A 25,727-nucleotide genomic window follows, 5' to 3' on the forward strand; every position below is an offset into this window, starting at 1 on the left:
CGCGCGCCACAGCCTCGCTCCGAACCGGCTCGGTCGAGCGGGCGGTTCAGCCCTTCTTGTCGCCGTTGGTCGCCTCGTAGGCGTCGATCGCCCGGCGGCAATTCTCGGACAGCGACTTCCAGTTCTTCTCGAAGCAGGCATCGAGCTTCGGGTCCTCGGGGGCGAGGTTGCCGCAATAGTTCAGGTAATCGCCGGTGCAGTACTTCTTCAGGGTCTCGTTGCCGCGCTTGGTCTCGGGCGCCGCCGAGGCCGGCGCGGAGAACGACACGGCCAGGCCGAGCGCGAGGGCGAGGGACATGAGCTTCAAGGCCATAGGGCGTCGTTCCATCTGTCGGATCGAGAGGGGGGATGGCGGTGCGATGATGCCATCGCGTGGTGGAAACAAGGCATCGCGGCGCGGTTTCGCAACCGCAACCCTAGGATTTTGGTGGCTCGACAGCCGCTCAGTGCGAGGAGGCACGCATCGCGTAGGCCGCCACCGGCGGAAGGCGCTCGCGCTGCGTCAGGGTGTCGGCCACCTCGGTGATGCGCCGGCGAAGGTCCGCATTCTCGCGCTCGACCGCCTCCCCGCGGTCGGACACGGCCTTGGCGAGCGCCGCCTCGGTGGCCGCGAGCTTTTCGCGCACGCTGCCCTCGCTCTCCGCCGCGCCGGATGGGACGTCCTCGACCGTGCCGAGGGCGTTCCGCGCGGCGAGCAGGCTGTCCAGGAGGTCGGCATGCGCCTCTTCCAGGGCGAGCAGGGTCGCGAGGCTCGACGAGCCGTCGGCCTGCGCGGTCGAAAGCTCGTTCTCGAGACGACCGCGAAGCGCCAGCGCCTCGGCGATCTCGGCGTCTCGCGCGGCGACGTCGCGCGCGAGGGCGGCCGCCTCCATGGTGCGGTTGCCGAGGGCCGCCATGTCGGCCTGCCGCTTGGTGCGCGCGTCCTCGACGGCACGCTCCATCCGCCGCTGCCGCACCGCGAACTCGGCGCGCAGAAAATCCTTCTCGGCGGCGATCTCTCCGACGGACAGCGGCAGCTGCGCCTCCGTCCGGCGCCGCGCCAGGCGGGCGGCGCGCGCGTTCACGGCGGGCAGCGCCAGCAGCGCGCACAGCATCGCCACCAGGAAGCCGAGGGCGAAGACCATCACGGTTTCGATCACGCGGGCGAACTCGATCCCTTGAGCGCCGCCGCAAGACCGGACCCTGCCCGCTCGTGCGACGATGCGACCACACGCAGAACGAGCCCGGACACCGGGGCTGAACCCGGATGCCGTGCCCGTGGGCCGAGCATGCCCGGCCGAAGCTGACGCGCAGTCTAACCGGTTTTGCGCGCGGGCGCGAAGTCGAGATTCGGTCGCGTCAGAACGGGTTCCAGGTCGGCGTGCCGGTGAACTTCAGATAGCCGACGTTGATGCCGAGGCGGGCGCCGACGCCGGTCCGGATCGGAACCACGACGATGCCGTCGTTGGTCACCGCCGTCATGCCGAAGCCGCCGACGAAGTAGGCCGAGCCGTCGACACCGCCGAAGCGGCGGTAGATCCCATTCACCGCCGGCAGGTTGTAGACCAGCATCATGGTGCGGTCGCCGTCGCCGCCGATGTCGAAGCCGAGGGTCGGGCCCTGCCAGTAGATCCGGCGCTGGCCCGCATTGCGGGTGTAGAGCGTGCCCTCGCCGTACCGGACGCCGCCGACGATGGCGCCGGAGGCTTCCTGGCCGAGGATGTAGCCGTTGGGCTCGCCCCAGCGCTTGGTCGCCTCCTGCACCGTGAGCGCCAGCCCGCGCGAGACGCTGCCGAAGAACTTGTGGCCGGAATCGACGATCTCGCGCGGCCGGAAGGTCTCCGGCGCGCCGGGATCCTCGACGCCGCGGGCGGAGGCCGGCACGCTCGGGGAAACGCCGAACGCGGCCGCCGACAAGGCGAGGAGCCCGGCCGAGCTCAGGCCGGCCAGGGCGCGGCGGCGTGTCGGCGCGTCCTGCCGCAGGGTGGCCGTGCGGGGGGAATCGGGTGTGGTCATGGTTCCTCCTCGATCCGCTGAAGGCGGCGCCGTCATGGGACGCGATCGCGCGCCTGGACTTGGATGCGCACCTGGACGATGCCTTGCGTCCGCCCCCAAGGACATGCGGCAGACCTGCCGCCGGAGCGCACGGCGGTCGATCCGGGCGCGAGCTAGGGGACAGGTGGACACGATGTGGTTAACGCGGCGTGACTGCGCCATCCTCGTCCTGGCGGGCCTCGCGGAGCCGGCGATCGGACAGACGCCCGTCGCCGGCCCGCTCGCGCTCTCGGGCTTCGACCCGGTGAGCTACTTCCTGCCGAAGGGCCCGCGGGCGGGCTCGTCCGCGTTCGAGGCTTCCGGCGGCGGCAGGACCTGGCGGTTCGCCGGTGCCGCCAACCGCGCCGCCTACCTGCGCGACCCTACGGTCTACACGCCGCGGCTGGGCGGATACGACGTCGTCGGCATCCTCGACGGACGGCTGGTCGACGCCGATCCGCTGGTCTTCGCGGTGATCGAGGAGCGCCTTTACCTGTTCCGCAACGCCGAGCGACGGGATCGGGTGCTGGCGGACCCCACGCTGGCGGAGCGGGCGGAGGCGTCCTGGCCGAGCCTGCAGCCGCTCACGGACGGAGGACGGGAGTGAGCCGCGTCACCGCTGCGCCCTCCCGCGGCCGCAGGATCGGCCCGCGATCGGGAAGCGCGACCCGGGCGGCGAGCGCCGGATCGCCCAGAGCCGCGAACGGGCCGTTGCGATAGGCCATCGCGTGCCGGCCATAGATGATCGGCCGGCCGGTGGGGGTGACGACACGGCCGCCGGCGGCGGTCAGGATGTGGTCGCCGGCCGCGGTGTCCCATTCCATGGTCGGTCCGCAGCGGACGTAGAGGTCGGCCTCGCCCGAGGCGATCAGCGCGAACTTGAGGGCCGAGCCGGCCGCGCGGCGCGATGTCACGCCGAGCGCGTCGAGGCAGGCCTCGGTCTCGGAATCGCCGTGGCGCCGGCTGCCGAGCGCGGTCAGCCCGTCCCGCGGCTCGGGCCGGGTTCGGACGGCGCGAGAGGGCCCGGGGCGGCCGGCCTCGATCGGCGCCTCGTGCGCGGCGACACCCGCGTGCCAGACGCGGCCGACGCCCGGCGCGGCCAGCGCCGCGGCGACCGGGCGGTTGCCCTCGATCAGGGCGATGCACACGGCGAATTCCGGGCTACCGGCGAGGAAGTCGCGGGTGCCGTCCAGGGGGTCGACCAGGAAGAACCGGTCGGCGGGCGGCACGTCGTGGCAGGTCTCCTCGGCCACCACCGGGATCGCCGGGAACCGTTCCAGGAGCTTGGCCAGGATCAGCTGCTCGGCCTCGAGGTCGGCATGGCTCGAGGGCGAGCCGTCCACCTTGAGCACGTGCGGGCAGTCGTTGCCGTGGTGGCCGAGCAGGATCTCGCCGGCGGCGCAGGCGATCTCGGCCAGGTACGCGGCGATGCGCTCGCGTTCCGGCCCGGAAAGGGAGACGATGGATGATGCCGCCATTGCCATGGCACCGTCTTGCTCCACCCTCCGATCCTTGTCGATGGCGGAGGCCGAAATCGGGTTCGGCCCGTCCCGACGCGTCTCAGTAGGTGGCGAACATCCGCGCGATCTCCGCGGGCTCGCGCGTCACCGTCAGGGCGAGCGCGAGCAGGATGCGGGCCTTCTGCGGCGTCAGGTTGTCGGCGCTGAGGATGCCGCGCTCCCTCAGGCGGGTGGTGAGCGGGACGACGCCGCTGCCCGCCCGGGTCGACTGCACCACGACGATGCCGGCGGCGGCGGCCTGCTCGAGGGCGTCGGCTTCGCGCGGCGGCGTCATGCCCGGCGCCAGCCCCGCCGAGACGATGCCCCGCGCTCCGGCGGCGAGGAAGGCCCGCACCGCCGTGCCGTCCGCGTCGGCATAGCCGTAGGACACGTCGACCCGCGGCAGCGCTTCGAGCGCGCGGATGTCGAAGGGCGTTCCCGGAGCGTGGCTCCGCTCCGAGCGCCGGTAGTACTGCACCGAGGCGCCGTCGACGTGGCCGAGCACCCCGAAATCCGGCGTCCGGAAGGTCTGGAGCCGGGCGACCGAGGTCTTGGTCACCTCGCGTGCCGCCTGGATCTCGTCGTTGAGGACGACGAGGACGCCGCGCCCGCGGGACTGCGCCGACGCCGCCGTGCGGATCGCCGCGACGAGGTTGAGCCCAGCGTCGCTCGACAGGGCGCTCATCGGCCGCTGCGACCCGACGAGCACCACCGGGACGTCGACGGTGAGCGTCAGGCTCAGGGCGTAGGCGGTCTCCTCGAGGGTGGCGGTGCCATGCCCGATGACGATGCCGGCGAGGTCGCGATGCTCCGCGACGAGGCGTTCGCAGGTCGTCGCCAGGTCGCGCCATTCCGCGAAGCCGATCGCCGGGCTCGGCACGGCGCGGAAGGCGACCGGCACGATCTCGGCGATCGCGCGCACCTCCGGCACGGCATCGAGGATCGCCTGCGCCTCCAGGCGGTTCCCAGTCGCGGTGTAGTCGAGGATGTCGAGGGAATCGCGACCGAGCGACGAGATCGTCCCGCCGGTGCCGATGAACGCGACCTTCGGCCTTGCCGTCATCGAATGGCTCCTGCTCGCTTGGCGTCGAGACCGCGTCCTACCCGCTGAGGCCGGTGGTTGTCTCGCGGCATCGCCGGGGACGGACGATGCGCCGGGCGAGGACGCGGTGTCGGCTCGCTCGCCCCGAGGATGGCGACACCGCGCGCGCCGATGCGGCTCAGCTGCGGAAGTCGAACACGAGGGCCGAGGCGTTGCTGCTCGTGCTGGAAGACCCGCTCGACGCGTAGCCGGTCGCGCTCGCCTGCGTCGATTGGAGCTGCTTGATGAAGCTCGCCAGCAGATCGCTCGTCGACGCGGTGCTGGTGCTGCTCGAGGCCGAGGCGTCGGGATCCGCGCTCGACGCATCGGACAGGTCGTTGCCGTCCGGCGCCGCGCCGAGGGGCGGTCCCGGGGGCGGGCCGCCCGCACCGCCGACCCCGCCATCCTTTGCCTCGCCTTTCGCGCCTCCCTTGGCGAACAGCGACGTCAACGTCGCCGCCTGGTCGCTGGTCAGCGTTCCGTTGGTGACCTGGTCGGCGATCAGGCCGTCGATCCGGCTCTTGATCTGGGACGGGTCGAGCCGCGACGCGGCGGAGGTGCTCGACGATGCCGACGCGGCACCGTTCGCGGTTTCGCCGGACTTGAGGCTGGCGTCGATCGAGTCGAGGGCGCTGGTGAGCGCGGTGGCGTCGGTCGCGGAGATGGCGCCGGCCGAGGCCTCGCTGTCGATCTCGGAGGCGACCCGGTTCTTGTGGGCGTGCGCCGGGCGCTGCGGCGCCTGGATCTGCGAGGCGGTGGTGCTGGGGATCGAACTCATGGGCGGCTTTCCCGTGAAGCTGCCGGAAACGCCCGGCCGCGGGTCCGTGTGCAAAGTGCCCACGCCGCGGTTAAGGATCTGTTCGCCTTAATGTTTCGGTATGTTTCCAGCGGCGCCGAGTGGCCGTTCCCCCCTCTTCCCGCAGCGTAAATCGTACTGTGATGCTCGCCCGAGTCAGCGGGCGGCGACCCGCAATTGCGGGAACGCGGCGGGGAGCGGAGGCGCCGCGCGCAGGGCCGGTTGCGCCACGCCGTAGAGGCCGCGGTGCTGCGGGTTCGGGCTCAGCCGGTCGGTCAGGCCGATCACCGTCTCGGCCGCGCCGAGAAGAAGCGCGCCTTCCGGTGCGAGCCGTTCGGCGAGCCGCCCGAGGATGTCGGCCTTGGTCGGCGTATCGAAGTAGATCAGCACGTTGCGGCAGTAGATCACGTCGAAGGAGCCGAGCGCCTCGAAGCCGTTGAGCAAATTGAGCGGCCGGTAATCGATCATCGCGCGCAGGGCCGGGGCGATCTGCCACTGCTCGCCGATCTGGGTGAAGTACTTCAGCAGCCACTGCACGGGCAGCCCGCGCTGCACCTCGAAATGGCTGTAGAGCCCGAGCTTGCCCTTCTCGATCACCTCGGTGGACAGGTCCGTCGCGACGATCTCGACCTGCCAGCCGGCAAGCTTGGCGCCAGCTTCCTGCAGCAGGATCGCGAGCGAATACGGCTCCTGGCCGGTCGAGGCCGCCGCGCACCAGATGCGCAGCCGGCGCTGGCCGGCACGGCGCGCCATCGCCTGAGGCAGCAGCACGTCGCGGAACAGATCGAACGGCGTCCGATCGCGGAAGAAGAAGGTCTCGTTGGTGGTCATCGCTTCGACGACCGCCTTCTCGATCGACGAATCGCGCGAGATCTTCAAGGTGCCGACGAGGTCGCGCAGCGTGGCGAGGCCGAAGCGGCGGCAGACGGGGGTGAGCCGGCTCTCGACGAGGTAGCGCTTCTCGGGGGTGAGCGCGAGGCCGGAGCGCTGCTTGAGGTAGGCGCGCAGGAAATCGAATTCGAGCTCGGTCATGCCGCCTGTCCCGTGATCATGGCGCGCAGCGCAGGGCCGATCTCGGGAAGCGGCAGGATGGCCTGGGCCAGCCCCGCCTTGGCGATGCTGCCGGGCATGCCCCAGACGGTGCTCGTCGCCTCGTCCTGTGCGAGCACGGCGCCGCCGGCCTCGCACAGCGCGCGGGCGCCGTGGGTGCCGTCCGAGCCCATGCCGGTGAGCACGACGGAGAGGGTGGCGCCCCCGAACAGGGCGGCGGCGTCCTTGAACAGGACGTCGACGGCCGGCCGGCAGAAGTTCACCGGCGGTCCGTCGTCGAGGCGGATCACCGGCTCTCGGCCGGCGCCCCCCGTCAGGCCCATGTGGCGCCCGCCCGGCGCGACGTAGATCCGCCCAGGCTCGAGCCGTTCGTCGGCCTTGCCCTCGGCCGCGACGAGTCCGGTGCGGGTGGCGAGGTGCTCGGCGAAGACCGCGGTGAAGATCGGCGGCATGTGCTGGACGATCAGGATCGGCAGCCGGCGCAGCGTCGCCGCGCCGATCTTCTCGAGCATCTCGCCGACCGCCCGGGGGCCGCCGGTCGAGGCGCCGACGAGAAGGACGCGGGGCGCTAGGCCGGTGCGGGCCTTCGGGCGCAGGGTGACCGGGGGGCTCGGGCGCGGCGCCGCCGGGGCCGGCATCGGCGAGGGGGCGGCGCCGGGCGCGATCGGGGCCGGCGCCGGGCCGCGGCGGCGGGCGCGGGCGGCGCCGAACAGCCGCACCCGCTCCACGAGGTCGGCGCGGAAGGCGTCGGAGGTGGTGACGCCGCGGTTGCTCTCGGGCTTGGCGAGATAGTCGACCGCGCCGAGGGCGAGGCACTTGAGTGAGATGTCGGCGTTGCGCGTCGTCAGCGTCGACATCATCACGACCTGCACGGTCGGGCTGGCCGCGAGCATGCGCGGCAGCGCCTCGGTGCCGTCGAGCTCGGGCATGTCGATGTCGAGCAGCACCACGTCCGGATCGTGCCGCGTCATCATCTCCACGGCGATGCGGCCGTTCGAGGCGGTGCCGACGACGGTGAAGCCGGCCTCGCCGATCCAGCGCGCGACGAGCCCGCGCACCACGGCCGAGTCGTCGGCGATCAGCACCTTGATCGGCACGGACGCGGTCGCCCACGGCTTGGGCGCGAGGCTCGGGTTGGCGGCCAGCATGGGTTCGGCATCCCAATGACGATGGGGGAGTGGGGGTCGTTCGACGTCGCGGTCCAGCCGGCTCGACCGAGCCGACGCGGGCAGCCGGATCGGGCCTGCGTCAGGCCGCGGCCTGGACGACGCCGACCTGCTCGAGCTTGGCCGTCAGGATGTCGCGGTCGAACGGCTTCATGATGTACTCGTCCGCGCCCGCCCGGAGGGCCCGGGCGATGGCGCCGACGTCGTTCTCGGTCGTGCAGAACAGGATCTTCGGGCTGTTGCCGTCGGGCCGCTGGCGCAGGGCCTGGAGGAAGGCGTAGCCGTCCATGTTCGGCATGTTCCAGTCGAGCAGGATGACCTGGGGCATCGCCTCGGCGCAGCGCAGCAGGGCGTCGCTGCCGTCCTCGGCTTCCGAGACGTCGAAGCCGAGCGTCTCGATGATCCGCCGCGCCACCTTCCGGATCACGGCGGAATCGTCGACCACGAGGCAGGTGCGGGTTTCGGCTGAAGCGATGGTCACGGCGTCTTGCCCTCTCGGCTCTTTGCTGTCGGCGACGTCACGCTGCGGTCGCGCCGGCGTGTTCGGACGCGAAAACCAGCAGCGCGTTGACGTCGAGGATGACGAGCAGCCGGCCGTCGAGGCGATGGACGCCGAGGGCGAGGTCGCGCCAGCGGGCATCCAGGTTGATCGGCACCGGCTCGTGCGTCTCGACACCGAGCTTCAGCACCTCGCCGACGCCGTCGACCACGAGGGCGAAGGTCTCGCCGCCCTGCTCCAGGCCGATCGCCATGCGCGCCGCACCTTCGGACGCCGGAAGGCCGAGCCGGCGGCGCAGGCAGATCGCGGTGACGACGCGTCCGCGCAGGTTCAGCAGGCCCACGATCTCGGGCGGGCTCAACGGCACCGGCGTGACGCCGGCCGGGATGAACACGTCGTGCACCCGGTCTATGGCGAGCCCGAACATCGTGTCGCCGACGAAGACGGTCACGAAGTCCTGGGTCGTTCCCGCCTCCGTGGCGTTGCTGTTGGCAGCCTGCATGGTGGTGTCTCCCCGGCGTCGCGGCGCCGTCAAACCAGAATGGTCGGTTCGCGCCGGGATCGGCGCGGCACCGTCGGGACGGGCCGGTCTCAGGCGGCGTGGGCGCGGAGCGCCGCGTTCGGCGCGGCATCGAGCTCGGCGAGCGCCGCGACGAGGCCGCTGCGGTCGAACTTCGCCACGAGGTCGCTGATCGCGAGGGTGCGGGCCCGCTCGACCGCATCGGCCCCGATGGTGCCGGTGAGGCCGATCACCGGGAGGCCGGCGACCCGCGGGTCGCCCGCCCGCATCGCGCCGACGAGATCGAAGCCGCTGCGGCCCGGCATCTCCAGGTCGGTCACCACGACGCTGATCCGCGCATCCGCCTGGAGGATGGCGAGCGCCTCCTCGGCACCGGGCGCCGTGACGACGCGGTAGCCGGCGGCCTTCAGCACCGGGCTCAGCATGTCGCGGAAGAAGGCCGAATCGTCCACGAGCAGCAGCGTGGCGGTCTTCGCCGAGGCCGCCTTCGCGCCGCGCGCCCAGTCGTCGTAGGCCAGCGGCAGGAAGTGGGCGATGTTGATGATGTCGGTGGCGCGGCCGCGCAGCACCGCCGACCCGATCAGGTCCGAACGCTCGGCCGCGATCTCGATGTCGAGGCGCTCCTCGACGATGTCGACGATCTCGTCGACCACGAGGCCCATCGCCCGGTCGCCGTCGGAGAACACCACCAGCGCCTGCGTCCCCTCGGTGCGGATCGCGATGGCCTCGTCGGCCGGGACCAACGGCATCAGCCGGCCGCGATACTGGATCAGCGGACGGCCGCCGAGCCATTCGACCTTGCCGGCGTCGATCTCCTCCAGCCGCGTGACGAGCGACAGCGGAACCGCCTTGAAGCTGCCGGCGCCGCCCTTGAACACGAGGAGCGTGGTCTTCGGGTCGCCGAGCTCGGCCGCCTCGGCCTCGGCCTCGATCGGGCCGCCGCCCTGCGCGCCCTGGCTGACCTGCCGCGCGATGCCGTTCGGGTCGACGATCAGCACCACGGCGCCGTCGCCGAGGATGGTGTTGCCGGCGAACAGCGGGATGTGGCGCAGCTTCGAGGACATCGGCTTCACGACGATCTCCTCCGTGTGGAAGACCTCGTCCACGAGGATGCCGAAGCGCTGGCGCCCGACCTGGGCCACCACCACGAAGCCGGTCTCGGTCCCGGTGTCGTCCTGGCCGAGCAGGCCCTTGAGGGTCACGATCGGCAGCAGCCGCTCGCGCAGGCGCAGCACCGGCGCGTCGTTGATGCGCTCGATCCGCTGCTGCGCGGTGGCGTCGACCCGCACCAGCTCGAGCACCGCGAGCTGCGGCACCGCGAAGCGGCTCTCGCCGGCCCGGACGATGAGGGCGGCGACGATCGCCAGCGTCAGCGGGATCTTGATGGTGAAGGTGGTGCCGACGCCCTTCTGCGTGGCGATGTCGATCACGCCGCCGATGGTCTCGATGTTGGTCTTCACCACGTCCATGCCGACGCCGCGGCCGGAGACGGAGGTGACGGCGGCCGCGGTGGAGAACCCGGCGTCGAAGATGAACTTGGCGACCTGCGCGTCGGTCATGCGCTCGACGTCGGCCTGGGTCGCGATCCCGCGCTCCACGGCCTTCTTGCGGATCGCGACGAGATCGAGGCCCTTGCCGTCGTCGGCGATCTCGATCGTGATGGTCCCGCCCTCGTGGTAGGCCGAGAGGCGGATCGAGCCGCGGGCCGGCTTGCCGGCCGAGATCCGCTGCATGGTCGATTCGAGGCCGTGGTCGGCCGAGTTCCGGACCATGTGGGTCAGCGGGTCCTTGATGACCTCGAGGACCTGCCGGTCGAGCTCGGTCTCGGCGCCGAGCATCACCAGGTCGATCTGCTTGCCGAGCTCGCTCGACAGGTCGCGCACCACCCGCGGCAGCTTCTGCCAGGCGTTGCCGATCGGCTGCATGCGCGTCTTCATGACGCCTTCCTGCAGCTCGGCCGTGACGTGGGAGAGCCGCTGCAGCGGGACCTTGTAGCTCGAATCCTCGTGCTTGCGCGCGATCTCGAGGAGCTGGTTGCGGGTCAGCACCAGCTCGGACACCATCGTCATCAGGTGCTCGAGGGTGTCGACGTTCACCCGGATGGTCTGCATCTTGGCCAGGCCGCCCTCGGGGGCCTCGGCCGGCGCATCGCCCGACACCGGGGCCTTCGCGAGCGGGGCCGGAGCTTCCTGCACGACGGCGGCCGATGCCTGTGCGATCGGGGCCGGGGCGACCGGTGCCTGAGCGATCGGCGCCGGCTCGGGCATCCAGGCGGAGGGGGCATCGTCCGGGCCGGGGGCCGCGAGGAACGCGGCTTCGAGGTCCTCGAGCGAGACCTCGCCGGGCTTGCTTTCGCGCACGACGATCTCGGGCAGCTTCGGCTCCGGAATCTTAAGCTCCGGGAGCTTGGCCTCGGCGATCTTGGGCTCGGGAGCTGCGGCGGCCTCGGGCGTGCCGAGCGACATGCGCTCCAGCGCCTCGATCAGGTCGGCGTCGCTGCCCGCGGGCTCGGTCCCGGTGGCTTCGAGGTCGGCGAGGATGAGCTTCAGGCGATCGAGCGTCGCGAGGATCAGGCTGACGGCCGGGCTGGTCACCGCGAGACCGTCGCGGAAGCGACCCATCAGGGTCTCGGCGGCATGCGCCAGCGCTTCCAGCCGCGGCAGGCCGAGGAAGCCGCAGGTTCCCTTGATGGTGTGCACGAGGCGGAAGATATTCCGGAGGATCGTCTCGTTGTTCGGATCCTGCTCGAACCGGACGAGTTCCGTGTCGACGGTGTCGAGATGCTCGCCGCTCTCAGTCAGAAACTCGCGCAGAAGGTCGTCCATCGGCGGTACTCGGATCACGTCTGCACGCACGTTCGTGCAGACGCATCCTGGCGCGCGAGCGGTTAGGGAAGCGTTTCCTCGGACCCGTTTTTTCGTGCGATGGCGTCGTGTCGTCCTGCGTTACAGCGACTTGCCGTCGTGCCAGACGCAGTTCGAGGCGAGGATCGCAAGATTCACGTCCGATTTTTGTGGTTGCGGTAGAGTTTTACCGTCCATCGCGAGATCGATCTTGATCTCCACCTGGCCCTTCGACTCGTTGGACCGCCGGGAGAAGTAGCAGTACTGCTGGTAGGGCTGGTCGGCGCTGTCCTTGAAGTTCCAGCCGGTCACGATCTGCCCGTCGAGATAGGGCACCTGCTTGAACACGGTGAAGGTTGTGTTGACGATCGCCTTCGAAGCCGGCGCCGCGTCGGCCCCGAGCTGCGCCTTCGTCGGCGTCGGGGCGCCGGCGGCCTTCGGCAGGCCGCCTTCGAGCTTCAGCACGTTGTCGGTCAGCGTCACCTCGCCCTTGGTCTTGAGCGTGACGTCGGAGAGCGCCGCCTGCATCGCGGCGGCGATCTTCTCGGCGGCGGTGTCGAACTGGTTCATCGTGGCCCAGCCGTAGGCCGCCGCGCCGATGCCGATGCCGGCCAGCGCGGTGAAGATCCCCGCGCCGGCCGCCCGGAACAGGAAGGCGCGGGCGAAGACGATGCGGGATTCCGCCCGCAGCCGGCCGTTGACCTGCTGCGCGAGCGCGATGTTCTCCGGCGACCCCTGCGCGACGTAGCTCATGCGCCCGCTCCCGCGCTGGCGGCCGGAAGGTTCGGCTGGTTCGCGGCCGCGATCCCCGGGGCGATCCCCGTGGCCGGGCGGTTGATCGGGATCACCGCGCCCGTCGCCGCCTCACGGTTCTGCCGCGGCAGCACCGGCTCGAGGTTCTGCTTCAGCGCTTCGGTGATCGATTCCAGCATGTAGGGCGTCGCCTCCGGGTTCACGGCGGCGCCGAGGTCGTCCTCGTCCATGAAGGTCTTACGCACCGAGACAGCGCAGAGCGCGAGGATCGTCGAGGCGAAGGCGGCGCAGAGGGCCGGTAGGAACACGAAGATGCGCAGGAAGGCGTGCACCTGCTGCTCGGACACGTCGATCGGATCGACGCCGTAGACCATCGCCGTGAAGGAGTGCAGCTGCGAGCGGTTCACGGCGTTGCGGTAGGCCTGCTCGGCGTCTGCGACCTTGCGCTCGGCGGCGCCGCGGTCGAGCTGCGCACGGGCCTTGCGCGCCTCTTCCAGGTCCTTGGTCAGCACGCCGCGATCGGCCGAGGCTTTGGCGACGCTCGACGAGAGCGTGGCGGTGCGCGGGTCGGTGACGCATTTCAGGTTCTGGTAGCGCACGCCGCGGCTGTTGGTGCCGAACACCTTCTCGCAGCGCTGCGCCGGCAGCGCCGAGAGCTGCGCCGCGTTGTCGGCGGCGCGCTTCTCGATCTGGTCGAGCTCGGTCGTGTACTGTGCAACCCGGGCGTCGGCCGAGGCGATGCGGTTGTCGATGGTGCTCCGGTCGGCCTGCGCGTCTTTGAGCGCGGTCTTGGTCTTGGAGGCCTCCATCAGGCGGGGATGGAACATCATCTCGCCGAGCTGCGAGACCGACTTCGTCGTCACGCCGGCGGCGAAGATGATGCCGACGACCGCGAGCGCGCGAATGAAGTACGAGCGCTGCGTCCGCGCCAGGATGCCCAGCGGCACGCGGCACAGCTCGACCGCGGCGTAGACCAGCGGCGCCAGCAGCATGAAGTAGAAGGCGTGGTTGTCGCCGTCGCTGTAGACCGCCGCGAACAGCCAGGCGCCCCAGAGCGAGGCGCCGATGACCATGAACTCGACAAGATAGGCGATCGCGACGTAGCCCCACTTGATGCGATAGCCCTTCTCGACATGGCGCTCGTGCGTCCACCTGTCGGACTCGATAGCCCAGGCACGGCGCTCGCGCTGGACCTCCCGGCTCGGGGGCATCTTTCGCATGGGGCTCTCTAAGCTCGGATCGTATGCGACGCGCGGTTGAGCGTAACCGTTCGTTAATCGTTTTCGCTAAGCGGGCATTGTGCCGAATTTGGGCCGCATGGCGGCCATCCACCGGAACCGCATCCGGGGTGGCGCAAATGCCTCACTTCGAAGTCGCGAATTCAGGCGGGGCGGCCGCCCAATCGTGCCGCGGCGGCGTTTCGAGGTTGCTCGCGCGGCGCCCACCTCGCATGATCGCGGCGACCCAAAGCAGCGCCACCCGACCAAGAGGTTCGAACCGACCGCCGATGCCCGACGTCCATGCCGGCTCCTACAAGGAAGCGATCCTGTTCCTCGTCACCGCGGGCGTGGTGGTGCCGCTGTTCCATCGGCTGCGCATCAGCCCGGTGCTGGGCTTCATCGGGGCCGGCGCGCTCCTCGGGCCGTTCGGGCTCGGCCGCTTCGCCGACCAGTTCCACTGGGTTTCGCTGTTCACGATCGGCAACCGCACCGAGATCGCGCATCTCGCCGAGTTCGGCGTGATCTTCCTGATGTTCATGATCGGCGTCGAGCTGTCCTGGGAGCGGCTGCGCACGCTGCGGCGCCTGGTCTTCGGCCTCGGCTCGATCCAGGTGATCTGCTCGGCCCTGGTGATCGGGTCGATCCTATTCGGGCTGAAGGTCCCGCTGGCGGGCGCGGTGATCGTCGGCATCGCGCTGGCGCTGTCCTCCACCGCCGTGGTGCTGCCGGTGCTGGCCGAGCAGCGGCGGCTCAACACGCCGGCCGGGCGCGCGAGCTTCGCGGTGCTGCTGTTCCAGGACCTTGCCGTGGCGCCGGTCCTGTTCGCGATCGCGGTGTCGGGCCGCAGCGACGGCGCCGACATGGGCGGCGCGCTGGCTCTGGCTCTCGCCCAGGCGGCGATCGCCCTGGTGCTGATCGTGGTCGCCGGCCGCCTCGCGCTTCGGCCGCTGTTCCACCTCGTGGCGCGCACCAAGTCGGCCGAGCTGTTCATGGCGGCCTGCCTGCTCGTCATCGTCGCGACCGCGCTGACGGCGGCTGCCTCGGGCCTGTCGATGACGCTGGGCGCCTTCGTCGCCGGGCTGCTGCTCGCCGAGACCGAGTACCGCCGGGCGATCGAGGCCACGATCGATCCGTTCAAGGGGCTCCTGCTCGGGGTGTTCTTCGTCTCCGTGGGGATGAACCTCGATCCCGCGCAGCTGCTGGCGGCGCCCGGCGCGATCCTCGGGCTCGCCTTCGCGCTGCTGTTCATCAAGGCGGCGGTCGTGGTGATGGCGGCGCCCGCGCTCAAGCTCTCTCGCGCCGTCGCCCTGGAGACCGCGATGCTGCTCGGGCCGGGCGGCGAGTTCGCCTTCGTGCTGATCGGCGGCGCGATGGCCGGCGGCCTGGTGCCGGAGCCGGTCGGGGGCGCGGCGCTGATCGTCACCACCGTGACGATGATCATGATCCCGGGCCTCGCGGCGCTCGGCCGGCGGATCGGGAAGCGCGCCTCGAAGAACCAGGCCGGGCGGGTGCGGGCCGACCCGCCGCCGGACAAGCAACAGGACCGGGTCATCGTCGCCGGCTACGGCCGGGTCGGTCGGCAGGTCGGCGAGATGCTGGCCCGCCACAAGATCCCCTACCTCGCCCTCGACGCGGACGCCGCCCGCGTCGCCGAGCAGCGCCGGCTCGGCAAGCCGGTCTATTTCGGCGATTCCTCGAACACCGAGCTGCTGCGCCGCTGCGACATCGCCACCGCGCGGGCGCTGGTGGTGACTCTCGACAACCCGCACGCGGTCGAGGCGGTGGTGATGGCCGCCCGCGCCGAGCGGGCGGACCTGACCATCGTCGCGCGCGCCCGCGACGCCAAGCACGCGACCGCACTCTACGAGCTCGGCGTCGACGACGCGGTGCCGGAGACGATCGAGGCCTCGCTTCAGCTGTCGGAGGCGGTGCTGGTGGATGTCGGCGTGCCGATGGGCCTCGTCATCGCCTCGATCCACGAGCGCCGCGACGAGTACCGCGCGATGCTCAAGCGCAAGGAGACCGACACCCGCCCGGTCTTCCGGGCGCGACGCACCGTCGGCAAGGCGCACGAGGCGCCGCGCGAGGCGCCCCCCAAGGACGAGCCCGCTCCGGTGGTGCGGCGCGCCTGAGCCGGGCGCGGACGCCGCGCGCCTGCGGTCAGATCAGGTTCGGCATCGCCTCGCCGTGCCAGTCGCGCGCCTCCGGCTTGGCCGCCCGGACCGCGCGGGCCGGCTCGAGCCCCTCTGCGAAGCTGCAGCGGTAGACGATCTCGTCGGGCGGTCCGAGCCCCATCGAGAGCGGCACCGTCACGGTGTCGCCGTTGAAGCGCCAGCCGCGGGCGCCCTTGTCCCAGTACAGCCAGACCGTTCCCGGATGCCCCTTCAGCGCGAACACCGCCGCCTTTCGCGAGATCGCCTGGACCGTGCGCGGCAGGTACATGCCCTTGTCGCGGTAGGCCGCGCGGGCCGCCTCGGGCTGGCGATCCATGAAGGTGTTGCGAACGACCTGAATCATCGCGCCCGGCTTCCCGAGAAACCGCTTGAATTCGGACATGTTGCGTAGGATGACTGCCATCGCAGACCTCCTGATTCCGGGCATGTTGACTCGCGCCACGCCCGGCTGGACTCGATGCATCCGAGATGATCGATTCCGATGACTGTTTGCGTGACCGTGCGAGCCCGACTCGACGGGATATCAACAGGAATGAGGACTTGTACCCAGGAATCCTGGCCTGCCGGAGCCCATCGTCCCGCCGCACCGCCCTTCAGGTGATCGCGACCGGCGCTTGACCCGATGCCCGCCGCGGCGCGTTATCGAGCGATGCTGCTTCAGTTCTTCACAGCGCTGCGCGAGGCGCGCGTCCCCGTCTCCCTGCGCGAGTACCTGGTCCTGCTGGGCGCGCTCGAGCGCGACCTCGCCGAGAAGCGGGTCGAGGAGTTCTACTTTCTCGCCCGTACGGCCCTGGTGAAGGACGAGGGCCATCTCGACCGGTTCGACCGGGTGTTCGGGTCGGTCTTCAAGGGCCTGGAAACCGTCGGCGAGGCTGTGGCGCCCACCGCGATTCCGGAGGAATGGCTGCGCAAGCTCGCCGAAAAGTACCTCACCGATGCCGAGAAGGCGGAGATGAAGGCGCTCGGCTGGGACAAGCTGTTCGAGACCCTGAAGCAGCGGCTCGCCGAGCAGAAGGAGCGCCATCAGGGCGGCTCCAAGTGGATCGGCACCGGCGGCACCTCGCCCTTCGGCGCCTACGGCTACAACCCGGAGGGCATCCGCATCGGCCAGGACGGCAACCGCAACTTCCGCGCGGTGAAGGTCTGGGACAAGCGCGAGTTCAAGGATCTCGACGACACCGTCGAGCTCGGGACCCGCACGATGCGGCTGGCCCTGCGGCGGCTGCGCCGCTTCGCCCGCACCGGGGCGGCCGACGAGCTCGACCTCGACGGCACGATCCGCGAGAGCGCCCGCCAGGGCTACATCGACGTGCGCCTGCGGCCGGAGCGGCGCAACGCGGTGAAGGTGCTGCTGTTTCTCGACGTCGGGGGCTCGATGGATTGGCACGTCGAGCAGGTCGAGGAGCTGTTCTCGGCCGCGCGCTCGGAGTTCAAGCACTTCGCGCACTTCTACTTCCACAACTGCCCCTACGAGGCGGTGTGGACCGAGAACCGCCGCCGCCACGACGCGGCGACGCCGCTCGTCGACGTGATCCGCACCTATCCGTCGGACTACCGGGTGGTGTTCGTCGGCGACGCCTCGATGAGCCCCTACGAGATCGCGGCGCCCGGCGGATCGGTGGAGCACTGGAACGAGGAGCCCGGCGCGGCCTGGGTCCAGCGGGTGCTCGCGCACTTCCCGAAGGCGGTGTGGCTCAACCCGGTGCCGGCGCCGCAATGGGGCTACACGCAATCAATCGCGATGATGCGGCGGCTGTTCTCCGACCGCATGTTCCCGCTGACGCTGGAAGGCCTCGACGGGGCGATGCGGGCGCTGCTGCGTTGAGCGCCCCGATCGCTCAGCCCTGGCGGGCCGGCGTCGTCACCGTGAGCCCGTCGAACTCGGGCTTGATGCGGATCTGGCACGAGAGCCGGGACGTCGCCTTCACGTCGGAAGCGAAATCGAGCATGTCCTGCTCCATGTCCTCGGCCGGCCCGACCGCCTCGGCCCAATCGTCGGCCACGTAGACGTGGCAGGTGGCGCAGGCGCAGGCGCCGCCGCACTCCGCGTCGATCCCTGGCACGTTGTTGCGCAACGCCGTCTCCATGACGGTGGCGCCGACGCTGCCCTCGACGGTCCTCGCCGTTCCGGCATGATCGACGTAGGTGATCTTGGGCATCCGTAACTCCGGGCTCGTGGATCGGGCGGGCAAATGTCCGGCGAGCGCCGGGCCTGCTTGGCGGGGCATGACGCGGATTGCAAGCACGCGAACGTTGTGACGCGTCGGCGGACACCTGAGGCATGGGTTTGTCGCTGCAAGCTACGCGGCAAGCCGCGGCGTGTTCCCCTCCCCTGCAACCCGAACCGCTTATGCCGCAGATGTCGACCGCTCAGGATCAGCCGGCGATCTCCGCGAGCACGGCCGCGACCGCCGGTCCGAGGGCGGCCACCGCGTCTGCGCCGTCGCCGCCCCCGCGCAGCGCCGACTCGGCGGCGGCGGCGAGATCGCGCACGCGCCCGGCGCCGACCGAGGCGGCGGAGCCCTTCAGGGTGTGGGCGAGATCGGCACGGTCCTGCCCCGGCAGCGCCGCATCGGACAGGCGCGGCAGGATCCGCAGGCACTGCTCCGCGAACAGGCCGAGGAGCTCGGCGGCCAGATCCGCGTCTCCGAACGTCTGCGCGTCGAGATGCGCACGGTCGATGGCGTCCACGGTCGGGCTTCCTCGGATCTACATCCCGGCTGTCCACAGGGCGCGCCGCAAAGCGGTCGCCACCGGATCATCCTTGCTGCATCATGGGTTGGCGGCCTGTCCGCCAGGTCCGCTCCGCCTTGGTAACCATTCCGTTAAGGAATTCCGAAGCGGGGTCCCCGATCGGGTATCCGGGGGGACCGGCGGGGTCTAAATTGACTTGGTAAACGGGTAGTTGTGTCTCCGCCACCGGCTCTCGCCGGCGGTCGCGAGATCGCGTAACGAGGCGTTGCATGGCCACCGAAAAGAAGCTGAAGGACCCGGCCGAGGCGGCGCTCTCTGCGATCGAGCAGGCGCTGAACCTCGAGGTCCTGACGCCCGAGGCCGAGACCCGGACCGAGCCGCGCCTGCCCGATGTCGGCGACGGCGACCCGCTGCAGGAGCAGGGCGGGCGCCTGAGCCCGCCGCGCCTCGACCTCGATCCGCCGCTCGCCTCCGACGTGCCGCCGCCCGGCCGGGAGCGCGCGCATCGCGAAGGCGGCCTGCTTCCGCCCGACCGCTCGCTGGTGGCCAACGACGACCGGCGCAACATCGGGATCCTCCAGCAGACGCTGCGCGTGCGCCCGGCGCGGACTCCCTACATCCTGGCGGCGCTCGCAGCGTTCCTCTGGGTCAACGGGCTCGCGCTGCTGGCCTGGAACCAGTCCGGCGGCGACCTGAAGGGATTTCTGACCGGCCTCACCGCGCTGCAGGCCACGGTCGGCGCCGCCGCGCTGGTCGGGCCGGTGGTGCTGTTCCTGATAACGGGCATGCTGGCCGTGCGGGCCCAGGAGATGCGCCTCGTGGCGCGCGCCGTCGGAGAGGTCGCGATCCGCCTGGCCGAGCCCGAGAGCTTCTCCACCGACGCGGTGTTGACGATGTCGCAGACCGTCCGCCGCGAGGTCGCGGCGGTCGGCGACGGCGTCGAGCGGGCCCTGGCCCGGGCCGGCGAGCTTGAAACCCTGGTCCGCGGCGAGATCGCGACCCTGGAACGCGCCTATTCCGACAACGAGATCCGCATCCGCTCCCTGGTCGACGAGCTCGTGGCGCAGCGCGAGTCCATCGTCGCCAACGCCGAGCGCGTGCGTGGCGCGATCACCGGCTCGCACCAGAGCCTGACGCAGGAGCTGGAGGGCGCGGCCGAGCGTATCGTCACGGCGATGACCGGCGCCGGCGAGCGCGTCACCGGCGCTCTCGACGCGCGCGGCGACGCCATCACGACGTCGCTGGGCGAGGCCGGCGACCGCGTCGTCGGCGTGATGTCGGGACGCGGCGACGAGCTGATCGCGCGGCTCGCCGCCACCAGCGAAGGCGTGCGCGGCTCGATCGCCGAGGTCGGCGAGACGCTGACGCGGTCGTTCGAGACCCGCGCGGCCGACGTGACCCGGGTGTTCGAGAGCACCGGCGGCGCGCTGACCGAGCGGCTGGCCGAGAACGCCAGCCAGGTCGCACGCTCGCTCGCCGAGACCGGTGCCGGCGTGATCGACGCTCTCGACCGCCAGGGCGCGACGGTGCGCGAGAGCTTCGAGCGCTCGGCGGGAAGCCTGGAGACCACGTTCCTCAGCCGCGGCGATGCGCTCGCCGAGCGCTTCACCCAGACCGGCGGCGAGATCACCGCCCGCTTCGCTGAGACCGGCGACGCCCTGCGCGCGCACTTCGCGGCCACCGGCACCGCCCTGTCCGACGACATCGCCGGCCGCGGCGCCGCGCTCCGCACCGAGATCGAGACCGCCGGCGACGGCGTCGCCGCGTCGATCGAGGCGCGCGGCCGCGACGCCCAGGCCGGGCTGGCGCTCGCCGCCGCGGGGGTCATCGAGACCTTCGCGTCGCGCGCCGCCGCCGTCCGCGACGACCTCATCGGCACCGCCGAGCGGGTCGCGGAGGCGGTCACCACGGGCGGCGGCGGCGTCGCCGACCGCATCGAGGCGATCGCCGGGCGCCTGCACGAGACCATCACCCTCCACGGCGGCGACCTGGAGACCCGCCTCGACGCGGCGGGCGAGCGCGCCGGCAGCCTCGTGGCCCAGCGCTCGCAGGAGGCCGCCTCCAGCCTGGAGGCCGCCTTCGCCAACCTCGGCGACACCTTCGCCCACGGCGCCTCGGGCGCCACCGGTTCGCTCCGCGAGACCATCGCGACTCTCTCGGCCGAGATCGCGGCGCGCACCGCCGAGGCCGTGGACAGCTTCCGCCGCTCGGCGGAGGAGACCACGGTCTCGATCGGCGCGACCGGTGCCGAGGCGGCGCAGGCGATGCGCCGCTCGGCCGCCGGCGCCACCGGCGAGCTCGAGGCCCGCACCGTCGAGGCCGTTCAGATCTTCGAGCGTCGCCTGGCCGACACCGCCGCCGACCTCGCGGCCCGCAGCGCCGAGGCCGCCGAGGCGATCGGCCTTGCGGCGACCGCCGCGCACGGCGCCACCGCGACCCAGACCGCCGAGATGGCCGCCCGCGTCGACGCCGCGATGGACGCGCTGCGCGCGACCTCCGGCGAGGTGACAGGTGCCGTCGAGACGCACATGACCGGCCTGCTCGGCCGGATCCGCGCCGCCTCGGAGGAGACCGGGGGCGAGCTCGGCAGCCGCGCCGAGGCGGCGATCGAGGCCCTGCGCACCGCGATGGGCTCGCTCAACGCCGAATTCGCGACGCGCTCGAACGAGACCACAGGCGCCATCGCCCGCGCCGCCGATCAGGTCGCCGAGGAGCTGTCCGCCCGGATGCGCACGATCGAGGCGGCCTTCGGCGAGCACGGCCGCGGCGTCACCGACCTCCTCGCCAGCCATGCCGAGGAGACCCAGGCGCGGATCGCCGGGACCGGACGCGACATCGTCCTCGCGGTCGCGACGCAGGGCGCGCGCGTCGCCGACGCCCTCCACCAGAGCGGCGCCAGCTTCGGCGAGACCGCCGACGTGCGGGTCAAGGCGATCGACGAGACCATCGGCAGCCGGCTCGCCGCCCTGCAGGACATCATCGCCCGCGGCGACATCCTCGCCGACAAGATCTCCCGCGACACGAGCACGCTCGGCGAGACCATGGGCGGCAGCCTGGCCGAGATGGACCGGATCATCTCCGTGAAGGGCAAGGCGGTCGCCGAATCCATCGCCGAACGCACCCGCGACGCGCAGGACGCGGTCGAGACCCATCTCGGCGCGCTGGAAGAGCGTTCCGCCAAGCGTTCGAGCGAGATCGGCGAGACCTTCGCCAACCTCGTTACCCACATCGACGGGCATCTCGGCACCCGCGCGACGGCGCTGAACGAGGCCCTGGTCGGTCGCACCGGCGAGATGGCGCGGATCATGGCCGAGGGCAGCCGCGACCTCGTGCAGGCGCTGGACAGCCGGACCGAGGGCCTGGGCCAGGACATCGCGTCCCGCGCGGTCGCCATCAGCGACGCCCTCGCGCTCCGCAGCGAGGAGATCGCCCGCCGCCTCGACGAGGGGGCCGGACGGTTCGACACCGGCGTGCTCGGCCGCCTCGAGGCGATCGGCGCGGCGCTGGAGGAGCGCAGCCGCCTGGTCGACGAGCGCTTCGGTGCCCAGGCCTTCGAGGCGATCCGCCTGATCGAGAGCCGCACCCGCGCGGTCGACGAGGAACTCGGCAGCCGGACCCGCGACCTCGTGGAGACGATCGAGAGCCGCACCAGCGGCATCGACGCGGCGATGGCCGCGCGCGTCGCCGACCTCACCCGCGCGATCGAGGAGCGGACCGGCGGCATCGACGCCGCGCTAGCCGGCCGCGTCCAGGAACTCGTCGTCCTGATCGAGGAGCGGGCGACCAGCGCCGACGCGGCGCTCGCGACCCAGACCGAGACGGTACGGCGCGCCTTCGCCGAGCGCTCGGACCTGCTCGGCCAGCTCATCGACGAGCGCACCGCCGCGATGTCGAACGAGCTCGACGAGAAGGGCCGCATGGTGTTCGGCGCCATCGGCGGCCGCATCACCGAGCTGGCCCGCCTGTTCGACCGCGGCGGCACCTCGCTCGGCGAGGTCATCGACCAGCGCGGCGAGAGCGTGCTGGCCAAGCTGCAGCAGACCATCGCCGACGCGGAGCGCATGCTGGGCGACGGCGAGGGGCGCCTCGGGCGCACCCTCTCGTCCCGCACCTCGGACATCAGCGGCCTGCTCGACGAGGGCGTGCGCACGGTCCACGACCTGCTCGACGCCCGCACAAACCAGATCCGCCTCCTGCTCGACGAGCACGCCACGACCCTGTCGTCGAGCCTCGACGGCCGCATGGGCCCGCTCCACGACGCCCTCGACAGCCGCGGCCGCGAGCTGGTCGAGACCATCGCGACCACGCTCGGCCACGCCACGAGCACCCTCGACGACCGGACACAGGCGATGGGAACCCTGTTCGACGAGCGCCTGCATGCGCTGGCGGACCTCGTCGACGGCCGCGGGACGCAGTTCGCCAAGACCGTGGACGCCCGGGCGCAGATGCTGCGCGCCCTGTTCGAGCAGGCGCATGCCGCCCTCGATGCGGTGGTCGAAGGCCGCGGCGATCATCTCGCCACGAACGTGGACGCCCGCGTCGCGACGCTGCGCGCGGTGTTCGACGAGGCGCCGGCCGCGCTGGCGCAGCTCGTCGACGCTCGCGAGCGCCAGCTCACCGAGGCGCTGGACGAGCGCACGTCCGCCCTGCGCACCGCCTTCGCCGAAGCGCACGACGCCCTCGAAGGCCTGGTCGAGAGCCGCGGGCGGCAGCTGGCCGAGACCGTCGACACCCGGACGCAGACCCTGCGCTCCCTGTTCGACGAGAGCGGCCACGCGCTGGGCAGCGCCGTCGAGGATCGTGCCGAGCACTTCGCCCGGATGGTCGCGGCCCGCACCGACGGCCTGCGCGCCCTCTTCGACGAGGCGACCGGCACGATCGAGCACCTGCTCGAAAGCCGCACCTCGGCCCTGGGCGGCGACGTCGAGGCCCGCACCCGGGCGATCACCGAGGCCTTCGACGCCCGGATGGCCGACCTCGCCGACCTGCTGCAAGCGCGGACCGATGCCTTCGCCAAGACCGTCGAGGCGCAGGGCACGGCCCTCACCGTCAGCGTCGACGGCCGCAGCGAGGCCTTCACCCAGCGCATCGACAGCCGGATGAAGACCTTCGCCACCCTGGTGGCCTCGCGCGGCGACGCGCTCGCCACGGCCTTCGACGACCGTCACGACGCCTTCGCCGGCCTCGTCGAGGAGCGGATGGCGTCCCTGGTGGCAGCGCTCGACGAGCGCGCCCGCAGCCACGCGGCTTTGGCCGACGCCCACACGGTGGCGCTCGGGGCGACCCTCGACGAGCGCAACGCCGCGATGGCGGCGCTGCTCGACGAGCGGACCGAGGCCCTGTCCGCCGGCTTCGAACGCCGCGCCGACGCGCTCGGCACGCTGGTGGATTCCCGCGGCGAGGCCCTGGCACGCCGCCTCGCGCAGAGCGCCGAGACCATCGTCCGCGGCATCGAGGAGGGCGGCGGCGCCCTGGTCGAGCGCGTCGACGGGACCGGCCGCACGGTCGCGGACACCATGAAGGGCCATATCGACCGCCTGCGGGCGGTGATCGACGGACCGGTGCTGCAGCTCTCCGGCGCCCTGGCCGAGCGCGGCACCGCGATCGAGCGGGCGCTCGCCGAGACCGGCGAGCCCCTGATCGAGGCGCTGCGCGAGCGCACCGAGGCGCTGACCCTGCAATCGCGCGAATCGGCCGAAGCGCTGCGCGCCGCGGTCGAGAACGGTGCGGCCCGCTCCATCGCAGGCCTGTCCGAGGTCAACGACCGCCTGCGGCGCGACCTCGGCAGCGTGGTCGCCCGGATCGAGGCGGCGAACGCGGCCCTCATGGATCTCGTCGCCGGTGCCGATGCCAATCTCGGTGCGATCGAGGGCAGCCTCGCCAACCGCGTCCAGCAGATCCAGGAGGCGCTGCAGGAGGTCGCGGCGCAGACCGGGACGGCGAGCGAGGGCGTCTCGGCCCAGGTCGAGGCCCTGCGCGGCGTCGCCGAAGGGGCCGTGCGCGAGGCCACGAGCCTGGCCGAGGCCCTCGACGGCCGCAGCCGCGCCCTGGCCGAGCAGTCCCGTACCCATGTGGCCGAGCTCGGCCGCGCCGCCGGGTCGCTCGAGGGCGTCGAGGGCCGGCTCGCCGCCAGCCTGTCGGGCCGCGAGGAAGCGATGGAGACGGCTCTGGCCGGCCTGCAGGAGCGCTCGGCTTCGTTGGAGAGCCAGACCGCGGCCTTCGCCGAGTCGATCGAGCGTTCGCTGCGCGCCGCCGAGGAGCGCGCTCGCGCCGTCGGCGAAAGCCTCACGCAGTCGGCCGGCGCCGCCGGCGCCCGTGTCTCGGAGGCCTTCGACGGCCTCCGGACCGGAGCCGACGCGGAGGGCGAGAAGACCGCCGAGTCCGTCCGCGCCGCCATCGCCGCCGCCTCGGCCGAGATGCGCACCGTTTTCGCGGAGGCACAGACCCGCTTCGGCGAATCGGTCGCCGGCATGCGCGAGATGGCAGGGGCGATCCGGACCGAGCTCGACGCCACCCGCGCCGACCTCGCCCGCGGCGTGCTGGAGCTGCCGCAGGAGACCCAGGACGCCACCGGCGAGATGCGCCGCGTGGTCTCCGATCAGATCAAGGCGCTGAACGAGCTCTCGGCCCTCGTCGCCCGCTCGAACCGTGCGGTCGACGTGGTTCAGCCGCAGGCGGCCGAGCAGCGGCGGACGGCGGAGGCCGGCGGTCGTGCCGCTCCGGCTTCCCGCCCGGCTCCGGCGCAGCCGTTGCCCGCCGCGACCTCCGCCCCGGCAGCGGCGCGGACGCCTCCCGCGGCGGCTCCCGCCCGGCCGGCGGCCCCGGCTGCCCCGGCGCGGCCCGTGGCGACGGCACGGGCCGAGACCCCGGCCGCGCGTCCCGCGTCCCCGGTCCGCCCGACGGCAAGCCCGGCCTCCGGCGACAAGCGCGGCTGGCTGTCCGATCTTCTGACGCGGGCCTCGCTCGACGACGAGGACGAAGCCGGCGCCACCGAGCCCCCCGTCCCTGCCGCTGCCACGTCGAAGGCCGCAGTGGAGACCGGTCGGATCGCCCTGGAGACGATCTCGGCCGATATCGCGCGGATGATCGACCACCGCACGGCGGTCGACCTTTGGGAGCGTTATCGTCGCGGCGAGCCGAACCTGTTCGACATCAAGATCTACACGCCGCAGGGCAAGCAGACCTTCCTGGAGATGCAGCGCCGCTACCGTGCCGACGCCGAGTTCCGCCGCACCGTCGACCGCTACGTCAGCGAGTTCGAGCGCCTGCTCGGCGACGTGGCCCGCAACGACCGCGACGCGGCCCGCGCCGACGCCTACCTGACCTCCGAGACCGGCAAGGTCTACACGATGCTCGCCCATGCGAGCGGGCGGTTCGAGGGCGCCTGACGCCTGCAAGACGCGAGAAGGGCGGCTCTAT

General features: G+C 71.9%; 20 protein-coding genes. 4 read left to right on the forward strand and 16 right to left on the reverse strand.

What is annotated here, in order from left to right; all coding sequences use genetic code 11:
• Positions 1-46: 46 nt before the first annotated feature.
• From MKK55_RS16300 to MKK55_RS16310, 3 genes are all read right to left on the reverse strand, one after another.
• Positions 47-313: a 3',5'-cyclic-nucleotide phosphodiesterase gene (locus tag MKK55_RS16300; protein ID WP_147729929.1), complete on the reverse strand. Its 267-nt coding sequence runs from the start codon at positions 311-313 to the stop codon at positions 47-49.
• Between the two features lie 130 nt (positions 314-443).
• The gene (locus tag MKK55_RS16305; RefSeq protein ID WP_243936390.1) at positions 444-1,139 is read right to left on the reverse strand and encodes a hypothetical protein; all 696 of its coding nucleotides are present in this window, start codon (positions 1,137-1,139) and stop codon (positions 444-446) included.
• Between the two features lie 199 nt (positions 1,140-1,338).
• Positions 1,339-1,995 carry a DUF1134 domain-containing protein gene (locus tag MKK55_RS16310; protein ID WP_243936392.1) on the reverse strand — a complete coding sequence of 219 codons (657 nt, stop codon included), beginning with the start codon at positions 1,993-1,995 and terminating at the stop codon, positions 1,339-1,341.
• Positions 1,996-2,167: 172 nt separating this feature from the next.
• Between MKK55_RS16310 and MKK55_RS16315 the strand changes: the two genes are divergently transcribed.
• Positions 2,168-2,620: a YHS domain-containing (seleno)protein gene (locus MKK55_RS16315; protein ID WP_243935531.1), complete on the forward strand. Its 453-nt coding sequence runs from the start codon at positions 2,168-2,170 to the stop codon at positions 2,618-2,620.
• Here MKK55_RS16315 and MKK55_RS16320 read toward each other — a convergent pair.
• The 10 genes from MKK55_RS16320 to MKK55_RS16365 all read right to left on the reverse strand — a co-directional run bounded on the left by MKK55_RS16320 (position 2,598) and on the right by MKK55_RS16365 (position 13,440).
• The gene (locus MKK55_RS16320) at positions 2,598-3,491 is read right to left on the reverse strand and encodes a 3'(2'),5'-bisphosphate nucleotidase CysQ (protein ID WP_243936394.1); all 894 of its coding nucleotides are present in this window, start codon (positions 3,489-3,491) and stop codon (positions 2,598-2,600) included. The two genes, MKK55_RS16315 and MKK55_RS16320, sit on opposite strands and share 23 nt — an antisense overlap.
• An 82-nt stretch (positions 3,492-3,573) precedes the next feature.
• Entirely contained in the window at positions 3,574-4,575 is a 1,002-nt protein-coding gene (locus tag MKK55_RS16325) for an asparaginase (protein WP_243936407.1), read from the reverse strand.
• Between the two features lie 157 nt (positions 4,576-4,732).
• Positions 4,733-5,371, reverse strand: coding sequence for a hypothetical protein (locus tag MKK55_RS16330; RefSeq protein ID WP_243936409.1), 639 nt, complete (start codon positions 5,369-5,371; stop codon positions 4,733-4,735).
• A 174-nt stretch (positions 5,372-5,545) separates the two neighbouring features.
• Entirely contained in the window at positions 5,546-6,421 is an 876-nt protein-coding gene (locus MKK55_RS16335; protein ID WP_147844378.1) for a CheR family methyltransferase, read from the reverse strand.
• Positions 6,418-7,587: a chemotaxis-specific protein-glutamate methyltransferase CheB gene (gene cheB / locus MKK55_RS16340; protein ID WP_409566076.1), complete on the reverse strand. Its 1,170-nt coding sequence runs from the start codon at positions 7,585-7,587 to the stop codon at positions 6,418-6,420. Before cheB ends, MKK55_RS16335 begins: the two co-directional genes overlap by 4 nt.
• 100 nt (positions 7,588-7,687) lie before the next feature.
• Entirely contained in the window at positions 7,688-8,080 is a 393-nt protein-coding gene (locus MKK55_RS16345) for a response regulator (RefSeq protein WP_243936585.1), read from the reverse strand.
• A gap of 43 nt (positions 8,081-8,123) precedes the next feature.
• On the reverse strand, positions 8,124-8,606 hold the full coding sequence (locus MKK55_RS16350; RefSeq protein WP_243936411.1) for a chemotaxis protein CheW: 483 nt from the start codon (positions 8,604-8,606) through the stop codon (positions 8,124-8,126).
• A gap of 89 nt (positions 8,607-8,695) precedes the next feature.
• The gene (locus tag MKK55_RS16355) at positions 8,696-11,449 is read right to left on the reverse strand and encodes a hybrid sensor histidine kinase/response regulator (protein ID WP_243936414.1); all 2,754 of its coding nucleotides are present in this window, start codon (positions 11,447-11,449) and stop codon (positions 8,696-8,698) included.
• A 120-nt stretch (positions 11,450-11,569) separates the two neighbouring features.
• Positions 11,570-12,220, reverse strand: a complete 651-nt coding sequence (locus MKK55_RS16360; protein WP_147726975.1) for a hypothetical protein — start codon at positions 12,218-12,220, stop codon at positions 11,570-11,572.
• Positions 12,217-13,440, reverse strand: a complete 1,224-nt coding sequence (locus MKK55_RS16365; protein WP_147726976.1) for an ATPase — start codon at positions 13,438-13,440, stop codon at positions 12,217-12,219. Before MKK55_RS16365 ends, MKK55_RS16360 begins: the two co-directional genes overlap by 4 nt.
• A gap of 287 nt (positions 13,441-13,727) precedes the next feature.
• Here MKK55_RS16365 and MKK55_RS16370 point away from each other — a divergent pair, with 287 nt between their 5' ends.
• Positions 13,728-15,572 carry a cation:proton antiporter gene (locus MKK55_RS16370; RefSeq protein ID WP_147726977.1) on the forward strand — a complete coding sequence of 615 codons (1,845 nt, stop codon included), beginning with the start codon at positions 13,728-13,730 and terminating at the stop codon, positions 15,570-15,572.
• Between the two features lie 28 nt (positions 15,573-15,600).
• On the opposite strand, the gene MKK55_RS16375 is transcribed toward MKK55_RS16370, so the two are convergent.
• Positions 15,601-16,017: a hypothetical protein gene (locus tag MKK55_RS16375; RefSeq protein WP_147726978.1), complete on the reverse strand. Its 417-nt coding sequence runs from the start codon at positions 16,015-16,017 to the stop codon at positions 15,601-15,603.
• A gap of 246 nt (positions 16,018-16,263) precedes the next feature.
• Here MKK55_RS16375 and MKK55_RS16380 point away from each other — a divergent pair, with 246 nt between their 5' ends.
• The gene (locus MKK55_RS16380) at positions 16,264-17,439 is read left to right on the forward strand and encodes a vWA domain-containing protein (RefSeq protein ID WP_147843333.1); all 1,176 of its coding nucleotides are present in this window, start codon (positions 16,264-16,266) and stop codon (positions 17,437-17,439) included.
• Between the two features lie 13 nt (positions 17,440-17,452).
• On the opposite strand, the gene MKK55_RS16385 is transcribed toward MKK55_RS16380, so the two are convergent.
• Positions 17,453-17,773, reverse strand: coding sequence for a 2Fe-2S iron-sulfur cluster-binding protein (locus MKK55_RS16385; RefSeq protein ID WP_147726980.1), 321 nt, complete (start codon positions 17,771-17,773; stop codon positions 17,453-17,455).
• 217 nt (positions 17,774-17,990) lie between these two features.
• Positions 17,991-18,305 carry an Hpt domain-containing protein gene (locus MKK55_RS16390; RefSeq protein WP_243935539.1) on the reverse strand — a complete coding sequence of 105 codons (315 nt, stop codon included), beginning with the start codon at positions 18,303-18,305 and terminating at the stop codon, positions 17,991-17,993.
• Positions 18,306-18,577: 272 nt separating this feature from the next.
• Here MKK55_RS16390 and MKK55_RS16395 point away from each other — a divergent pair, with 272 nt between their 5' ends.
• Complete coding sequence (locus MKK55_RS16395; RefSeq protein WP_243936416.1) at positions 18,578-25,696, forward strand: hypothetical protein; 7,119 nt, start codon at positions 18,578-18,580, stop codon at positions 25,694-25,696.
• The last annotated feature ends 31 nt before the right edge of the window (positions 25,697-25,727 follow it).

It is taken from the genome of Methylobacterium sp. J-059 (assembly GCF_022829485.1).
Taxonomy (GTDB): domain Bacteria; phylum Pseudomonadota; class Alphaproteobacteria; order Rhizobiales; family Beijerinckiaceae; genus Methylobacterium.

Excerpts from the sequence above, each read along its gene's own strand:
- MKK55_RS16370 (WP_147726977.1), top strand. The coding sequence starts at position 13,728 with ATGCCCGACGTCCATGCCGGCTCCTACAAGGAAGCGATCCTGTTCCTC.
- MKK55_RS16350 (WP_243936411.1), bottom strand. The coding sequence starts at position 8,606 with ATGCAGGCTGCCAACAGCAACGCCACGGAGGCGGGAACGACCCAGGAC.
- MKK55_RS16365 (WP_147726976.1), bottom strand. The coding sequence starts at position 13,440 with ATGCGAAAGATGCCCCCGAGCCGGGAGGTCCAGCGCGAGCGCCGTGCC.
- MKK55_RS16385 (WP_147726980.1), bottom strand. The coding sequence starts at position 17,773 with ATGCCCAAGATCACCTACGTCGATCATGCCGGAACGGCGAGGACCGTC.
- MKK55_RS16380 (WP_147843333.1), top strand. The coding sequence starts at position 16,264 with ATGCTGCTTCAGTTCTTCACAGCGCTGCGCGAGGCGCGCGTCCCCGTC.
- cheB (WP_409566076.1), bottom strand. The coding sequence starts at position 7,587 with ATGCTGGCCGCCAACCCGAGCCTCGCGCCCAAGCCGTGGGCGACCGCG.
- MKK55_RS16330 (WP_243936409.1), bottom strand. The coding sequence starts at position 5,371 with ATGAGTTCGATCCCCAGCACCACCGCCTCGCAGATCCAGGCGCCGCAG.
- MKK55_RS16395 (WP_243936416.1), top strand. The coding sequence starts at position 18,578 with ATGGCCACCGAAAAGAAGCTGAAGGACCCGGCCGAGGCGGCGCTCTCT.
- MKK55_RS16320 (WP_243936394.1), bottom strand. The coding sequence starts at position 3,491 with ATGGCGGCATCATCCATCGTCTCCCTTTCCGGGCCGGAACGCGAGCGC.
- MKK55_RS16335 (WP_147844378.1), bottom strand. The coding sequence starts at position 6,421 with ATGACCGAGCTCGAATTCGATTTCCTGCGCGCCTACCTCAAGCAGCGC.
- MKK55_RS16315 (WP_243935531.1), top strand. The coding sequence starts at position 2,168 with ATGTGGTTAACGCGGCGTGACTGCGCCATCCTCGTCCTGGCGGGCCTC.
- MKK55_RS16300 (WP_147729929.1), bottom strand. The coding sequence starts at position 313 with ATGGCCTTGAAGCTCATGTCCCTCGCCCTCGCGCTCGGCCTGGCCGTG.
- MKK55_RS16325 (WP_243936407.1), bottom strand. The coding sequence starts at position 4,575 with ATGACGGCAAGGCCGAAGGTCGCGTTCATCGGCACCGGCGGGACGATC.
- MKK55_RS16360 (WP_147726975.1), bottom strand. The coding sequence starts at position 12,220 with ATGAGCTACGTCGCGCAGGGGTCGCCGGAGAACATCGCGCTCGCGCAG.
- MKK55_RS16310 (WP_243936392.1), bottom strand. The coding sequence starts at position 1,995 with ATGACCACACCCGATTCCCCCCGCACGGCCACCCTGCGGCAGGACGCG.
- MKK55_RS16375 (WP_147726978.1), bottom strand. The coding sequence starts at position 16,017 with ATGGCAGTCATCCTACGCAACATGTCCGAATTCAAGCGGTTTCTCGGG.
- MKK55_RS16355 (WP_243936414.1), bottom strand. The coding sequence starts at position 11,449 with ATGGACGACCTTCTGCGCGAGTTTCTGACTGAGAGCGGCGAGCATCTC.